This is a genomic window from Polycladomyces subterraneus (genome assembly GCF_030433435.1).
GTDB classification, from domain to species: domain Bacteria; phylum Bacillota; class Bacilli; order Thermoactinomycetales; family JIR-001; genus Polycladomyces; species Polycladomyces subterraneus.
Map to the genome: position 1 here is coordinate 1 of NZ_JANRHH010000053.1, position 15274 is coordinate 15274.

Here is a 15274-nt window from a genome sequence, read left to right on the forward strand (position 1 = left end):
TGTTCCTGCGGCTGGAAGACGCAAGCAGACATCAACGGAGCACTGAATATTTTCGAGAAAGCCTACAAGGTATCTCCCATCAAGGGGAGTAGTGGCCGAGTGGCACGGCCCGTGGCCATGTCTTACCATCTTGGTTGGCATGGTGTCACTGAACCGAAGTACAGTGCTCAACTGTACGCATCCTGATTGGATGCCCCCGAATTTATTCGGGGGAGGATGTCACGTAGGCTCTAAAAGATGAGACAGGAAACACTCTAGAACAAGGATTCTTGTATCATAGTACACTCACTCATATCAAATGAAGATCCATTTACAACCATCTATAAATAAGCTGCTAGTCAGAGAAAAAAATTACCCCGAAAATTAACAGCTCCTGATCTCACAGATCAGGAGCTGTTATAATCTTAAAATATCTGTTCTCCCATCTCGAACGGCGTTGATATGTAATTGGGACGTTTGATAAAACGAATAGTATCGTTGTTCTGGTTGTGCCTCAATAGGGAAACCCATATGAAACATAGATTTTTGTATACGCTGTAAACCCTTGTATACGGGGTAACGGGAGCATCGCTTCCGTTGGGAGAAATGCGAGAGTCTCTCTTTTATGCTAAAGATAAATGGGAACGGACCAAAATGACATTCAACCAACAAAAGAGGACTGTATAACGTATGCAATCGGAAAATTATGTAAGGACATAAAACGTTACATAACGTTAAAACCTTATAAAAAAACCGCCCTATTCCCTGTTACAAAAGGGGTTGGGGCGGTTTTTTGAGGGATTTCACAAACGGGCTTTGCCGTTACGTTCCAATTCATTTTTTTATGCAAAACTGGCGAAACCACTGTTAAGCTTAGATTTCTGGCGGTTTTAAGGGGGAGGATTCCAGTTTCAAGTGCTTCCCTGTCTATTGCATAAAAAAGGGAGGTTTATGCGCTTGCGTTCCAAATAAACCACATAGTTGGATCACATACTTCATTTCAGGACCATGCTTTTCAATGGCTGGTTTCTAAAGCACCGCTGAACACTTCTTTCGTTCGTTACAAGACTATGATCTTTGAGGGATGCCAATGTTGTCAAACGGCTCTTTGGGAATACGATACACCCATAAATCTTACAAGAAAGAACCAATCTAATAAGGGATTCATAGAATGTAATATCTCATTGAGAGGAGAATTTTATTGAAGGTTACGAAGAAGACCCCGTCTCTTGTCAGAAATGTTGCTAGAAGTACTTTCAAGTCCGTTATTGACGCAGGAGGAGGATCTGCCGCAGCCGCCGCTGCTGCCGGTGCTGCCGCTGCAGCCGCAGCCGCCACTGCTGCCGGTGCTGCCGCTGCAGCCGCAGCCGCCACTGCCGTTCAAAAATGAATAACAGAAAAAAAGTGAAGTTTAATGTAGGCCAGATCTCTTCGGCCATTTTTTTGCCTGGAAAATCTGAGTTGCCCCACTGGTTTCCCGCCACAGGATATGAACACTCCGGAGCGCCTGAGCTGGAGGTATATCCTCCGGAGGATACAATGGCACTATCGGTCCGAGGTTTAGATTCCCATTGTGAAAAAATAGTAGGTTGACACCGACTGCTGTTTGCAGTCGGTTTTAATATTGCGATGAAACCTTATAGTCCGGTTCACCATATCTTAAACCATTCTGAATAACCAACTGTATCATAAACAAGGAGTTTTCTATACGGGGTATCGCCAGCAATTTAATCAATTGGGTAAACCCATATGGGACAAATGATCCAACAAAAAGAGTATGCTAGCCATTGCGCTTCTGCGCCTAGGATGGGATATGCAGTGCAGAAGAAGGGTTCGCATAACATAAATTCTGAACGGGTGGTCAACGCATGTTGTCGGGTTCAGCATAAGAAAGGGTGAGTTTTGCGTCAGTCTGGAACCAAAAGTCAAAAAAAGAGGGGTAATCCATGAACCATCCTGTCAAGTTCTTTGGTTTGCTGGCAGTGTTGATTCTGCTGTTGATCTTTGGTGTGGCGATAGAGAGTGGGATCTTAATTGGAATCGGAATAACCGGCCTGATATTGTTCTCCACAATGACTCCTTCGTTCCAACGTGATTCATCACGGGAAGAGAACACATCCGAAAAACGCAAAGATATGGACCAATGAAGCAATGAGGCCGTTATAATCCACTCTTTTCCAGAGTGGCTCCTTGGAGAATGAGGCCTTAGGGGATCCATGTTTGAGTTTAACTACGTAAAAACCTCCACTAACTTGTGGAGGAGAATTGTGGGAAACTAGTGATCCAATACTATGATTACACCCCAATCAAGGGGTTTATTCATTCTCCTTCGCCTCCATGGGCAGATATCAGTATAGTTCGAAATAACTCAGTCGGTGTTACGATGGTAACTGGGTTGGACACACCACATTGTTGTGATTTTGCCCAGCTTTATTGCTGGGCTTTTTTCTGCTGTTGATGGGCTGTTTGAGATTGACACAATGTCGTTTTTCAAACTTGGCAAAAGACGAAACCCCTTGATACGACTGAGTTTATTCGGTGTGGGTATGCCTGGTGACGGTGTTCCTTTTGCTGTAGTTGAATTTATAGCAAAACAATTACGGATCAACATTAATCAATTTTACCAGTATTCCAGGAAGATATTTACTATTAAACAACATCGATCTGAGATAGAAAAAGGGGGAACCAAGAAAATTTTTAAGAATGGGTTAAACAGCTCACAATCAGGTGCTAATATATTAACATGTAAGTATAATTAAATCTTCTAATCACCAAGGAGGTTCCTATGACTGTCAGCGTTATTGGAGAGCTACTTCGCCACCGGGCGCGGTTGTCGCCGGATGTGGAGGCTGTGGTATCGCCGACAAAACGGTTGACATACCGGGAATACAATGCGTTCGTGAACAAGTTGGCCCATTACCTGCTCCAGTTGCAGGTGCAAAAAGGGGATCGGATTGCACTCATTTGCAAAAACAGTCATCATTTTCCGATCATCTATATGGCTGCGGCTAAAATCGGCGCCGTGACGGTACCGATCAACTGGCGGCTCAAAACAGATGGAATTCGTTACATATTGGAAAACTGCACTCCCAAAATCCTGTTTTACGACGGGGAATTTGATGAGGTCACTCCTTTGTTGGGCACGCTTCCTTTTATTCAGCAGGAAATTCGCTTGGACGTAGAAGAAGACGCCTTGGAAGAATTGGTTGAAGGATATCCCGATGAAGAGCCGCAGGTGGATGTGATCGGAGAAGATCCCGCCCTGATCATCTATACCTCCGGAACCACCGGCCGTCCGAAAGGGGTTGTATGTACCCACACCAATCTGTTCGCCGGCAGCATTGCCAACACGACTACACTGGATTGGCGGTATCGGGATCGTTTTTTGGTGGTTACCCCATTGTTCCACATCAGTGGCATGGTCATTCCCGTCTGTGCCCTGGTTCGTGGCTTTACGCTGGTCGTGAGCGACCAATTCCACCCCATGAAGATTTGGGATCTCCTCCATGCTGAGAAGATCAACATGATGTTTTCCGTACCGTCGATGCTGAACTATATGTATGAGTCGTTGAAGCATCAGGATGTAGATGTGCCTTCCCTTCGCATGATCATCTGTGGCGGTTCCAAGGTGCCGGCGGAGTTGATCCGGGGGATGTACGATTTCGGGTATCAGGTAATACAGGTGTACGGTGCGACGGAGTATGCAGGAGCCGCCACCTTTTGGCTGCCGGAATATGGTCTGGAGACATGCGAATCCGCGGGAAAAGCTGTATATTTGACGGAGATAAAAATCGTCGATCCCAACACAGGCGCAATATTGCCTCCAGGTGAAATCGGAGAAGTGGTTTGCAGGGGGCCATTGATGTTCGCAGGGTACTGGAATATGGAGAAAGCCACCCAAGAAGTGATTCGAAATGGTTGGTACCATACACGGGATGTGGGCTGGATGGACGAGAACGGTTTATTGTACGTGGTCGACCGGCTACGGGACATGATCATCTACAACGGAGAAAATGTGTTCCCGGCACAAGTGGAATCGGTCATCAATCAGTTAGAGGAAGTGGCCGAGTCTGCTGTGGTCGGTGTCGCACATCCGGTATGGGGCGAGCTTGCCCGGGCTTATGTTGTTCGGAAAGAAGGGAGTTCGATCACCGAAGAGGAGATCATTACCCATGTCCGCCGGTATTTGCCCGATCACAGCCTGCATGAAGTCGTATTTGTGGAGGAACTTCCGAAAAACAGCATGGGCAAAGTGATGAAGCACGTTCTTCGTCAACATGCCAACCAACAAAAGCAGGCGCAGCCTGTATAATGGAGGGCAAGATCCTGCATCGTCATGGTCAATAGCTCTGGACGTTACCTTGATCGGGATATATTTACCAATCTAGTCAACCCTGACGGAGTTCGTTTCTGTACGTAAGTACATTATTTAATGGATTGGATCTAAATTTTTGCCCGTAAAGGGTTGGAGGAGGCCCTGGATTACGTGAGGCCAGGGGACACTCTCGTTGTTTGGAAGTTGGATCGTCTGGGTCGATTACTGAAACACCTATCGAAGTGGTGAACGATCTCCATATATCCGAATCGTAACAGAAGGGATATTCTGTTACTAGTTATTAATTAAGACAAAAAAGTGCCTCTTCAAGAGGCATGAGATTGTTGACAAACCCCTGGCACTTTTTCTTGTGAAAAGAGCCAGGGGTTGCATGTTTTAGGGAAATAAACAGAATGAATTGGATCACAAAGCCTTTTCCTCTCTTCGAGAGCAAGGCCATTTTTTGATGGTTTTGGGCTACGGCAATCAGGAGGCATTGCTCTTTGACTTTGGCAATCCCCCTGTATCAAGCATAACGAAGGCTCCGCAATGAGCGAAAAGTCGATGGTTTCGTTGATTTCCCGCAGCAGATGAACTCGAGGGATAAGGTCATCTATGTTGACCGTCTTCGGTTGAAACTCTCTGAAGGTATTCATCCTGAACATAGAGAAACCTTCCTTCGAAATCTTTTTCATTTCAATCCGACAAGTTGACTGGGACATTTCTGGTGGATAGTTAATTAATTCATGGGAACAAGGAGGTCGGCGGATGAAACGATTGGGGTTATTGCAGTCAATTTCCATTTTGTTTTTTGTAGTACTTTTAGGGTGCAGTGAAGAAGGCGTTAACAAGCAGGAACACAAAATACCGGTTACCGATTTCAAGAGAGTCCACTTTATAGATGAGCAGGGGCGTGAAGTCACATTAAAAAAAGGGCCTGAATATTCGGCGTTAGTCAACGATTCAGGTGTGTACATTAAAATAAACATTACCCCTATTCCAAACGAGGTTCATGTGATGGATGAAAAAACGAATGAAGAGATTCGGGTTTCAACTTGGAAGGATGGTTATCCCTTTATTCCGTATCCCAAGGAGTCCGGCTTATATAAGATGATTGCCATATGGAACACACCAAATGAGTTTCATGTTCATAAGGCGATTGAAGAGTTTGAAATTAAAAATAAATAAAATATAGCAAGCTTTGCGATTTTGTCGAGGGTTTGTCATCAAGCTAGTGTCTCTTTAAGAGGCATCTTCACAAAAAACACAAACGGTGGCGGATATGGTAATATCCTGTCGTCAATTGTGGCTGCTTTACCAGCAAGATCGCCAACCGAGTATGTATCAACAGCCCACCGATAGTGGGACCAAAGGCGGCGGAGGCGGAAGAAAAGATGGCCAGGAAGGCCAGTGCTTTTGCCTGACCTTTGACGATATGGTGCCGAACCATCCCCATTCCTGCCGGATAGATGGCCCCGCTGCCAACAGCCTGAACCATGCGCAGGGTAATTAGCCATCCGAAGGTGGGCGCCCAGGGAGCGATGAGGGAAGAAGCCGCTACCAGCAACAGCCCGATGAGGAAGACACGTTTTCGTCCGATTTGGTCGGCCACTTTTCCCATCACCGGTTGGGCGATGGCGCTGGTCAGGTAAAACGAGGAGATGATCCAGGAAACCACGGTGAAATCCAGGTGGAAGGCTGCCTGCAGGCGGGGGATGGCGATGGAGATCATGGAGGAGTTGAGAGGGTTGAGGAGCGTCCCCAACGCGATGCTAATCAAAAAAAGGGTTTTGTATTGGGTCGTCTTCGATCCCGAACCGGTACCGGCCATCAAAAGTCACCTCCTGATGATCATGGTGTATCATGTCATGCCTGGAATAAACGGAATCGATGTTCAATATTGATTTGTTGAGCTATTTAAACTGTATAATAACATTAACGTGGCAACCGTTCCACTGAGACTACTGGAAAGTGGGTAATGGAAGTTAGAACGTGGTTCCTATGGCGTAAGTTTGTATTCCAACGATGTGGAGAAAAGAACCGAGAAGCCTCGGTTAAAGTCTTTTTTTGTGTAGATCAATATCCACTAATCTAATTGAGCGGACATAGATAGTTACGGAATCAATAGGAAATATGCTGATTCGTCGAGAGTTGTTAAAGTAAGAAACCACCCGAGGGTGGTTTCTTAGTGAGACTACTGAAAAGTAGCAGGTTTAGTAGTCTTACCCCCAAATAATCCGAGGCTTTAACCTTGCGGATGTTTCTGATTTTTATAATATCTTCATCCCAGCTACTATTCACTTTTGCTGCGGCTTGATCGCATCCACAATGATTGACACCGATCTCAGCTTTCCGTCCTTGTTGCGGTGGTCGAAGCGCAGCGAACGAAAGATTTTCCCATCATCCGGATCCCAGTGGCGGTAATGAAACTGTCCGTTTTCGTCGCAGTATTCCAAAAGTGACGTCTCAAAGCCGGCCTCTTCAAACATCTGCGTCAACGTGCGGTAATTGTACACGATTTTGTGGCTGGCAGCAGGGTGGTCTTTCGGTCCCGGTCCTCCCACCTGCACGATACGCTGATATTCGAGGTCAGGGAAAAAACCGTCCGGCACGGCACAGCGGACATAACCACCCGGCTTCAAAAACTCAAAGCAAATATGTGCCGCACGTACTCCCTCTTCATAGGTGAGATGCTCCCACACATGTTCGGCCAGGATGGCGGTGACACTTCCGGGTTGAAAGCGCCGGATCCAGTCTTCCCGTTTTAGGAGATTGAGCTCCTCCTCCTGGGTGTGGATCCACCCCGGATTGTTGATGAAACTTCCGGCTCCCACTACGACGCGGATCTCTTTGTCGATAGACATAAAAACCCCCTGCATTTGATTGAATATTTCTATTTTTTTAATTATAGCTCACGGCCATCGCACCAAACAGTGACACACCTTCTTTTTCGCCACCACAAAGAGACCCGCCCAGGGTGAGGCCCTGGGCGGGTCTCTTTTCATTTCTTCTTATTATGAAGGGCGGACCGTCAGAGGGAACTCCCTTAAACTCCCGCCTTCCGTGGCGTGGTAAGAGACGATTTGGGTTTAATCGGGCCACTTACTCCGCTTCCCTGTATTTACATACATCCTCAAATCTAAAATCCCTCATGTAATACAGGTGTTTTGAATCAGTGTGATGAACTTGTTTTACTACGTAGCCCCATTACCGATTCATTCGGTTCCGGATCCTCATGGTGCAGGTAGTTTTCGGTAATCTGTTTAGGCCCGAACGGCCATTGCTTCTCCACCTTGGCCCAGATGAGGAAGGCAACGATGCCAAGCACTGTCCACCCAATGGCCCACTCTATGGCTTGCATGCCGGAGGAGTAAAACACGTACGCCCAACCGATAAACGCTATGATGCTCGGAATCGGGTACAACCACTGTTTGAACGGTCTTTTTAGATGTGGTTGCCGCTTACGCAATACGGTTAAGGCAACAATCTGCCCCATGAACTGCACCACAATTGAAACCGCCATCAGTGTGTTGATGATTTGGCTGAGATCAAAGAAGCAACAGATTGCGGTTACCGACCCCATAACAAACAAAGAGATGTGTGGGAACTGATAGCGATAGTGAACCTTGCTGAAACTACGGAAAAACAGTCCGTCAATGGCAGCATGATAGGGAATTCGAGATGCGCCAAGCAGACCCACGTAAACGGAAGCAAACCCTGTCCATAAAATGAGGAGGGTTATGATGGTAGCTCCTGTCTTCCCCCAAACGGTTTGTATCAAAAGGGTTGCAACATTGGCGCTTTTCATCGCTTCTTGCCAGGGGACCGCACCAATGATGCCAAGGTTCATAGCAATATAGATGACAGCGACGGCGGCAATAGAGAGAATGACGGAGAGTGGAATGGTCCGTCCCGGATTTTTGATTTCGTCACCGAGGTAACAACTGTTGTAGTAACCCATGTAATCGTATATCGCGATGAGCATTCCTCCCCCAAGTCCAGCGAGGAACTTATTCGGATCAAACGCATCGTGCGGGAAGGCAAACGCTAGATGTGGGTTAAAATGCGTAGCGCCCGCAATAATCATCAAGAGCACAGTAACAATCATACCGCTCCAAAGTACGACGATAATTTTTGCGACCGAGTTGACTCGCCTGTAGAGAAGGGCGACTGTAATGACGGTAATTGCCACCGCTATCAGTTTCTTATCCATCGGAGTCATCTCAGGCCAAAAATAAGCTAGGTAGTTTGTCATACCAATCATGCCTGTGGACATGATCATCGGGGTGGCAATCAGTGTAGACCACACAAATAAAAACGGCATTAACTTACCAGTACGGTACTGAAAACCTTCACGCAAATAAATGTAAGAACCACCTTCTCCGGGCATGGCAGCACCCAGTTCACTCCATACAAGGCCGTCGGCAATCGCAAAAATCGCGCCTACAATCCAACCAAAAATGGCTTGAGGCCCACCCATGGTTGACAAAATGAGCGGGATGGTAATGAACGGGCCAATACCAACCATTTGCGACATATTAATGGAAGTTGCCTGAAATAGACTAATCTCTCGTACTAGCCCTTTCTTGCCTTGCTGTGCCATGTAGCTACTTCCTCCTTTTTCCACGGGGTAAAAACCCGACTTCCTGTATGGTACCGGGTTTGTTTTGTTTTTCCAAATTAGGAATTACAGTATGAACCCTCTTAGTAGACGCTTACAATTTTAAGCCAGTTTCTCTCCCAATTCCGTTAATTTAGTTTTTTATATATTTTACTTCATTCGAGCCCGGGCGGATCAATTCTTTCCAGGCATATTTCGTCATCGTCCCAACGGGACGCTATCTCCCCAAGAAACCCACTCATGCAAGTGTGTGAGTCTCAACACAGACCTACAGCAAAATCGTCACCGTTTTCCCTACTTCTTCCGCCAACCGGCCGTCCCGAATCAATCGGGCGGCTGTTTCGATGTCACGATGGCCCTCCCGATCGTCCACCAACGGCGGGATGTGTTGCCTCAGCAATCGGTATGCCGCCTGTGTTCCTTTTCCCAACTGCTGTTTTGCAAACTCCAACGCCTGCCCCGCACAGACATACTCGACGGCCAGCACGTGGGTCACGTTGTCCAGGATCTGATGCAATTTACGAGCGGCTGTAGCTCCCATGCTGACGTGATCCTCCTGATTGGCTGAGGAGGGGATGGAATCGACCGATGCCGGATGGCAGAGACCCTTGTTTTCGGAGACGAGAGAGGCGGCTACATATTGCAGGATCATGTATCCAGAATGCAGACCGCTTTGGTTGGTTAAAAAGGGGGGTAATCCGGACAATTGCGGGTTGACCAGCCGTTCGGTACGTCGCTCCGAGATATTGGCCAGCTCCGCCATGGCGATGGCAAGAAAATCAGCCGCCAACGCCAGCGGTTGGCCGTGAAAGTTACCACCGGAGATGGCCTCCCCCGTTTCCGGAAAGAGGAGGGGGTTATCGGTTGCAGCGTTCAATTCGCGGGATACCACACCTTCCACATAGTGGTATACGTCTTTGGATGCACCGTGGACTTGCGGCATGCACCGCAGGCTGTAAGCGTCCTGTACCCGTATTTCGCCCGGCTGCGTCACTCGGGCGCTGTCCGTCAACAGGGCGCGCAGATTGGCCGCGGTGGTGATTTGTCCGATTTGCCCCCGTACCTCGTGCAGGAGGGGATGAAAGGCGTGTGGGATACCGCGCAAGGCCTCCATCGTCATCGCCCCGATGATGTCGGCGGCCAAGATCAACTGTTTTGCTCGTAACAGTCCGAGTGCGAGCAGGCTCGTCATCATCTGCGTACCGTTGATCAGCGCTAGTCCTTCCTTGGCTGCCAACCGCAGCGGAGACCGTCCCTGCGCGCGCCAGACTGCTTCAGCCGGTTCCCGTTTGCCGTTCACCCACACTTCCCCGTATCCGAGCAAGGGCAGGATCATATGTGCGAGGGGGGCCAAGTCGCCGCTGGCACCGAGCGAACCTTGTGCGGGTATGACAGGATGGAGGCCAAGGTTTAACCAATCGATCAGGCATTCCACCACGTCGGGACGGACTCCGGAGTATCCCTTGGCTAGTGCGTTGGCTCGAAGAAGCATCATGCCTCGAACCGCTTCCTCCGGCAACGGTTCACCAACGCCGCACGCATGGGAACGAATGAGGTTGAGTTGCAGCAGTTCGGATTGTTCTGGTGCGATCACAGTGTCGCACATTTTGCCGAATCCGGTCGTGATGCCATAGACGATCCGGTTTTTCTCGATTAGGCGTTCCACCATCACACGGGAATGGTTCATGCGTCGGATCGCTTCATCGCTCAAGGCGGCAGGTGTCCGGTGAAGCACGATTTCCGCAAACGCTTCCAGTGTTAAATGTTCACCGTCAAGTTCGATCATTCGATTCATGTTAACACGTCACTCCTTTATCAAAGAAAAGCCGACCCGGAGGAGAGGGGATGGAACATAACCATCCCTCCTTTCCAACCAAGGTCGGCGAAATCTTAGCATGATTCTGTTGATGGTATTGTATCATCTTTGTTGTGAAAACGGAATGATACGAGTGACGGAGACGAGCCTTTTTTACCAGGAGTCCAAGGGAACGTGCGGCAATCCGCATATATTGTAATGTGAGATAGTGATGAGAAAAGAGGGGATCACCTTGGCTTGCAACGGTCAAAACATCTTGACAAACGGCAATTTCACCTCCGGATTCCATCGTTGGCGCGGCAAAAAGGCTTATCTGGTGGCCAATCCGATGGCGGAGGGAGACGTTTCCGTCGCCATGGGTCCCGGTGGACTGATCTATCAGGTGGTAAAAGGGCCCTTTAGTCGGCAATGCGCATATTACCTTCGCTTTCGTGTGATGAACCACTCACCAGTGGCGGGGGCACGCGCCGTAGCCAACGTCGCCTATTTGGGGAGGAACGGAAGGCTGTTGGGCCAAACGCCGCTTACGGTAGACCCCCCGAATAGAAAGCCCAGGCGATTTTTTACCTTTTTCACCATCGTTCCTCCTCCATTGCCCCTCACCAAAAACATGGTGGTCGCCATCTCGATCAAGAGCGGTTTCGTTATGGTCGATTACATCTCTGTAGTAGCACACGAGATTGAGTGAAAATGGAAGCAGAGGATAGTGCCGCAGACTGAACGATGGATCGTTGGGCAGAAGCGTTGACAAAGGTGGCTTCAGCCCTCTCGTAAATCCGACAGAATTTTGGTACAATCAAGCTATGAAATGTGAAAACACTTAAAACTACTATGTGAGCCAAACGCGTTAAACTTGGACGAGGCCATCGTGGATGGATGTGGGTTGCACGCCAGATGAAGCGAAAAGCCCATGGCGACCAAAGGGAGTCCCTTTGGTACTTTAGCCGTATGGGGCAAGTCACGATTATCATGGGGGACGACAGGATTGGAGAGGAGCGTATAAACGGGTGAAACGGTGGTGGATAGGAACGACCGCTACACTCATGTTTATTGCCTCGGGTTGCGCTGCTGGTACCGATGCGAAGAGTGGTACGAGCGGGCATGAGCGGCACACTTCAGGACAAGCCATGCCAACGTTTGTCGAACAATCGACGGTACCACATGTGCGGGAGGCGTATGCCTTTGCAGCGGCCAACGCGGATCAACTTCAGTATATTCCGTGCTATTGCGGATGTGGATCACTGGGGCATAAAAGCGTGAAAAGTTGTTTTATCGCGGGGAAAAAAGCAAACGGTCAACTGGAGTACAATGTGCACGGTTCCGGGTGTGAGATTTGCGTCCATGTGGTGTTGGACGCCAAAAAGGGATTCGAAGCGGGGAAGTCGCTCCAAGAGGTGCGTCAACAAATTGAACAAAAGTACGGACCACAATTGTCGCCGACGAACACCCCCGCACCGCCTGACGGAATGTGAGAAAGGGAAGCGAACCGCCCACAAGGGGACGGCTGGCTTCCCTATGATGTATTTTGTAAACTATTCATGATGATAATTTGTTTTTAATCGAGGAGTGGAGCTGATGAACATCGTTGCCGTATCCGGTAGTATGAATCCGGAATCCACGACGAGGAAAGCAGTGGAGATCGTATCAAAAGCCGCAGAAGCCGAAGGAGCCGAGGTGCGACGGGTCGATCTGCGCAAATTGAATCTGCCGGTGTACGATTGCCGTGAGGATGAATCCACTTATCCGGAATCGGTGCACCTGTTCAAACAATGGATGATGGAAGCCGACGCGTTCATAATCGGATCGCCGGAGTATCACGGCAGTGTATCTGGGGCGCTCAAAAATGCGCTCGATTTTATCGGGGCACGGGAATTGGAAGGAAAATTCGTCGCCTTGGTTGGGACCTCAGGCGGTGCGCTGGGTGCGACCAACACGCTCAACACACTGAACATCATTTGCCGCACGCTGCATGCGTGGCCGCTGCCGTCCATGCCGTCGGTGCCCCAGTCCTATCAGGCGTTTCGACCGGACGGCACGCTGAAGGATGAAAAATTACAGCACCGCTTGGAGCAACTGGGACGCCAGCTAGTGAAAGCCGTAAGGATGGCAGTCAAAGGATCAGCGTAACCAGGATGTGTCTGGTCCTTTCGCCAGGCGGCAAAAAAGTTATCCAGCGAGTGGAATTCGAATCCCGACCGAGCGGAGAACCGGAAAATAGCAGGAATGATTCAGCGGGAAATTCCTATCAGCACAGCGTACTTTTTGCTCGCGTTCTACTCTAGGGCAGTAGCGCGAGACAGGGGATCGATGCACAGGATATTTCCCACGAAAAAGGATCATGCCAGTCTATCATGCTGTGACATTGATGAGAAACTTTCTTCACAATGGTCAAGTTTGTGGTAAAATAAATGTGCTTCACAAAAAGAACGGATACGACGGACAGGGGAGGATTCGCATGCCGACACCCAGCATGGAGGATTATTTGGAAAATATCTACAAATTGATCGATCAGAAGGGTTATGCGCGCGTTTCCGACATTGCCGAAGCGTTGGACGTGCACCCCTCGTCCGTCACCAAGATGGTGCAGAAACTGGACAAAGACAAATACTTGGTATATGAGAAGTATCGCGGCTTGGTACTCACCCCGAAAGGCAAAAAAATCGGTAAACGGTTGGTGGACCGCCACGATCTTTTGGAGGATTTCCTGCGCCTCATCGGTGTGAGTGAAGAGAAGATCTACCAGGATGTCGAGGGGATTGAACATCATCTCAGCTGGGATTCCATCACGTGCATTGAATATCTGGTGGAATATTTCCAGCGAAATCCGGAACGGATTGCAGAGCTGCGGGCGCTCAAAGAGGCTGACGAGGTTTCAGAAGCGGATCCGGACGGGGAAAGAGAAAAAAGGGTGGATTAATATTCCTTCAAGTGGGAGCCGTTTTCCTGCCGAGCGACTCTTGCCGTCAGGCGATGGAGAGAAGGCGGGATATGCGGCTCCCGTTTCACATTGTCATAAACCCTATGGAATGAGGTTCCATGAGGTTCCATAGGTTTTTTCTTTTCCGCGACACATATAGATAGACCAGGAGCAATCGGGAGGGATGACCGTGTGGGCCGATGCGGTATTTGAGGGCGGTGGGGTGAAAGCCGTCGGTTTGGTTGGAGCCCTGGCAGTGGCGGAGGAGAAAGGGTATCGATGGAAGCGATTGGCGGGTACGTCTGCAGGATCCATCATCGCTGCTTTGTTGGCGGCGGGTTACCGTGCCGATGACATTCATGCACTGATGATGGAACAGGATTTCCTGCAGTTCATGCCCAAAACGTGGTACCATCGGATCCCGTATATAGGTCCTGCATTACGGCTATGGATTCACAAGGGATTGTATCCAGGTGACTCGTTGGAAAAGTGGATCGGTGAGCTGTTGGCCCGTCGGGGTGTCTATACATTTGCAGACCTGAAAGAGTGCGAATTGACCATCATTGCATCAGACATCAGTGGAGGAAACCTGATGGTCCTCCCTCATGATTACAGCGACTATGGGTATGATCCGAACCAATTGACCGTCGCCCGGGCAGTTCGGATGAGTTGCAGTATCCCGTACTTTTTTGATCCGGTGAAAGTGGTCAACCAGATATCCAAAAAAATCTGCTATATTGTCGATGGTGCCATCCTTAGCAATTTCCCGGTTTGGTTGTTCGATAAGGAAAAACCGCGATGGCCCACGTTCGGTTTTCGTCTCGTTTCCGAATTAAGTGCGGAGGAACATCACATTTTCGGCCCGATTTCCTTATTGCGGGCACTCTTTTTGACGATGATGGAGGCACATGACAACCGTTATCTCAAGGATCAGGAAAAGGTGCGGACGATATTGGTTCCAACGCTAGACGTCAAAATGACTGACTTTCATATCTCCAAGGAAAAACGGCGATTGCTATATGAAGCAGGCAGACAAGCAGCGGAAGATTTTTTCCGCAATTGGACATTTGCCGAATATTTAGCGGTGCGCCAAGCGAAGCGGGGAGTTTCCTATACCATTCGTCCGACGGAGTTGGGATAGAAGGGGGAGAAAGGATGTCAGAGAGAAAAGAATCCATGGGATTCAAACTGATCACCCGCCAACAAGAGCAGCGATTGCCGTCTCCGGTTTTGCGGTGGTTGTCGCAAAATAAAAAGAAAAAAGGAGCGCACTTATACGATTATGACAACTGTCGTTATTTGTTGATCACCCTGGGAGAAAAACCGAATGCGGGTTATCGGCTTCAGTTGGTAAAAGTGGAAAATGGACGTGACGACACCCGGATCGTGGTCAAGGTGTTGTCACCCGCACCCGGATTTTTCTATCCGCAAATCGTGACCGTACCATATCTGTTGTCGATCGTCACCGGTACGCCCAAAGTGGTTGATGAGGCCACCAATGCATTGTTTTGAAGCCTGCGGCCAAGACGTCCCCGTATCATTACTCCAAGTCACGGGGTGGCCTTTTTTCCTGTGTTCATGAATTGATGTTTTTGAAAGTCGTTCACGTGACATCCTCCCCCGAAT

15 protein-coding genes and 2 pseudogenes are annotated in these 15274 nt (G+C 48.9%); 12 read left to right on the forward strand and 5 right to left on the reverse strand.

Annotation, left to right across the window (positions count from 1 at the left end):
- From NWF35_RS15300 to NWF35_RS15325, 5 genes and pseudogenes are all read left to right on the forward strand, one after another.
- Window positions 1-186 (forward strand): hypothetical protein (locus NWF35_RS15300; protein ID WP_301240275.1); only part of this gene is annotated, 186 nt, incomplete at its 5' end.
- Window positions 187-1208: 1022 nt separating this feature from the next.
- Entirely contained in the window at window positions 1209-1373 is a 165-nt protein-coding gene (locus tag NWF35_RS15305; RefSeq protein ID WP_301240277.1) for a hypothetical protein, read from the forward strand.
- 552 nt (window positions 1374-1925) lie between these two features.
- Entirely contained in the window at window positions 1926-2126 is a 201-nt protein-coding gene (locus NWF35_RS15315; RefSeq protein WP_301240278.1) for a hypothetical protein, read from the forward strand.
- Between the two features lie 638 nt (window positions 2127-2764).
- Window positions 2765-4291 (forward strand): long-chain-fatty-acid--CoA ligase, encoded by a 1527-nt coding sequence (locus tag NWF35_RS15320; protein ID WP_301240280.1) that lies wholly within the window; start codon window positions 2765-2767, stop codon window positions 4289-4291.
- A gap of 144 nt (window positions 4292-4435) precedes the next feature.
- A pseudogene (locus NWF35_RS15325) lies at window positions 4436-4531 on the forward strand (recombinase family protein); the annotation flags it as partial.
- Window positions 4532-4620: 89 nt separating this feature from the next.
- Here the strand turns inward: NWF35_RS15325 and NWF35_RS15330 are convergent.
- Window positions 4621-4959: a hypothetical protein gene (locus NWF35_RS15330; protein WP_301240281.1), complete on the reverse strand. Its 339-nt coding sequence runs from the start codon at window positions 4957-4959 to the stop codon at window positions 4621-4623.
- A 103-nt stretch (window positions 4960-5062) separates the two neighbouring features.
- Here NWF35_RS15330 and NWF35_RS15335 point away from each other — a divergent pair, with 103 nt between their 5' ends.
- Window positions 5063-5482, forward strand: coding sequence for a hypothetical protein (locus tag NWF35_RS15335; RefSeq protein ID WP_301240283.1), 420 nt, complete (start codon window positions 5063-5065; stop codon window positions 5480-5482).
- A gap of 154 nt (window positions 5483-5636) precedes the next feature.
- Here the strand turns inward: NWF35_RS15335 and NWF35_RS15340 are convergent.
- The 4 genes and pseudogenes from NWF35_RS15340 to hutH form a co-directional block, all read right to left on the reverse strand.
- Window positions 5637-6125 (reverse strand): annotated as a pseudogene (locus NWF35_RS15340) (MFS transporter); the annotation flags it as partial.
- A 466-nt stretch (window positions 6126-6591) separates the two neighbouring features.
- The gene (locus NWF35_RS15345; protein WP_301240285.1) at window positions 6592-7158 is read right to left on the reverse strand and encodes a class I SAM-dependent methyltransferase; all 567 of its coding nucleotides are present in this window, start codon (window positions 7156-7158) and stop codon (window positions 6592-6594) included.
- Between the two features lie 308 nt (window positions 7159-7466).
- Window positions 7467-8897: an APC family permease gene (locus NWF35_RS15350; protein WP_301240287.1), complete on the reverse strand. Its 1431-nt coding sequence runs from the start codon at window positions 8895-8897 to the stop codon at window positions 7467-7469.
- A gap of 286 nt (window positions 8898-9183) precedes the next feature.
- Complete coding sequence (hutH, locus tag NWF35_RS15355) at window positions 9184-10701, reverse strand: histidine ammonia-lyase (protein WP_435873922.1); 1518 nt, start codon at window positions 10699-10701, stop codon at window positions 9184-9186.
- A gap of 262 nt (window positions 10702-10963) precedes the next feature.
- Here hutH and NWF35_RS15360 point away from each other — a divergent pair, with 262 nt between their 5' ends.
- The 6 genes from NWF35_RS15360 to NWF35_RS15385 all read left to right on the forward strand — a co-directional run bounded on the left by NWF35_RS15360 (window position 10964) and on the right by NWF35_RS15385 (window position 15160).
- Complete coding sequence (locus tag NWF35_RS15360; RefSeq protein ID WP_301240291.1) at window positions 10964-11419, forward strand: hypothetical protein; 456 nt, start codon at window positions 10964-10966, stop codon at window positions 11417-11419.
- A gap of 319 nt (window positions 11420-11738) precedes the next feature.
- The gene (locus tag NWF35_RS15365; protein ID WP_301240293.1) at window positions 11739-12203 is read left to right on the forward strand and encodes a PCYCGC motif-containing (lipo)protein; all 465 of its coding nucleotides are present in this window, start codon (window positions 11739-11741) and stop codon (window positions 12201-12203) included.
- 103 nt (window positions 12204-12306) lie between these two features.
- Complete coding sequence (locus NWF35_RS15370; protein ID WP_301240294.1) at window positions 12307-12858, forward strand: NADPH-dependent FMN reductase; 552 nt, start codon at window positions 12307-12309, stop codon at window positions 12856-12858.
- 328 nt (window positions 12859-13186) lie between these two features.
- Entirely contained in the window at window positions 13187-13648 is a 462-nt protein-coding gene (gene mntR / locus NWF35_RS15375) for a transcriptional regulator MntR (RefSeq protein ID WP_301240296.1), read from the forward strand.
- A gap of 184 nt (window positions 13649-13832) precedes the next feature.
- A complete protein-coding gene (locus NWF35_RS15380) occupies window positions 13833-14789 on the forward strand; it encodes a patatin-like phospholipase family protein (protein ID WP_301240298.1) in 957 nt (318 codons plus the stop codon).
- Window positions 14790-14803: 14 nt separating this feature from the next.
- Entirely contained in the window at window positions 14804-15160 is a 357-nt protein-coding gene (locus NWF35_RS15385) for a protease complex subunit PrcB family protein (protein ID WP_301240300.1), read from the forward strand.
- The last annotated feature ends 114 nt before the right edge of the window (window positions 15161-15274 follow it).

Bases quoted from the DNA above. Each gene is read 5' to 3' on its own strand.
- NWF35_RS15315 (WP_301240278.1), top strand. From the start codon at position 1,926: ATGAACCATCCTGTCAAGTTCTTTGGTTTGCTGGCAGTGTTGATTCTG.
- NWF35_RS15320 (WP_301240280.1), top strand. From the start codon at position 2,765: ATGACTGTCAGCGTTATTGGAGAGCTACTTCGCCACCGGGCGCGGTTG.
- NWF35_RS15330 (WP_301240281.1), bottom strand. From the start codon at position 4,959: ATGTTCAGGATGAATACCTTCAGAGAGTTTCAACCGAAGACGGTCAAC.
- NWF35_RS15335 (WP_301240283.1), top strand. From the start codon at position 5,063: ATGAAACGATTGGGGTTATTGCAGTCAATTTCCATTTTGTTTTTTGTA.
- NWF35_RS15345 (WP_301240285.1), bottom strand. From the start codon at position 7,158: ATGTCTATCGACAAAGAGATCCGCGTCGTAGTGGGAGCCGGAAGTTTC.
- NWF35_RS15350 (WP_301240287.1), bottom strand. From the start codon at position 8,897: ATGGCACAGCAAGGCAAGAAAGGGCTAGTACGAGAGATTAGTCTATTT.
- hutH (WP_435873922.1), bottom strand. From the start codon at position 10,701: ATGATCGAACTTGACGGTGAACATTTAACACTGGAAGCGTTTGCGGAA.
- NWF35_RS15370 (WP_301240294.1), top strand. From the start codon at position 12,307: ATGAACATCGTTGCCGTATCCGGTAGTATGAATCCGGAATCCACGACG.
- mntR (WP_301240296.1), top strand. From the start codon at position 13,187: ATGCCGACACCCAGCATGGAGGATTATTTGGAAAATATCTACAAATTG.
- NWF35_RS15380 (WP_301240298.1), top strand. From the start codon at position 13,833: ATGACCGTGTGGGCCGATGCGGTATTTGAGGGCGGTGGGGTGAAAGCC.
- NWF35_RS15385 (WP_301240300.1), top strand. From the start codon at position 14,804: ATGTCAGAGAGAAAAGAATCCATGGGATTCAAACTGATCACCCGCCAA.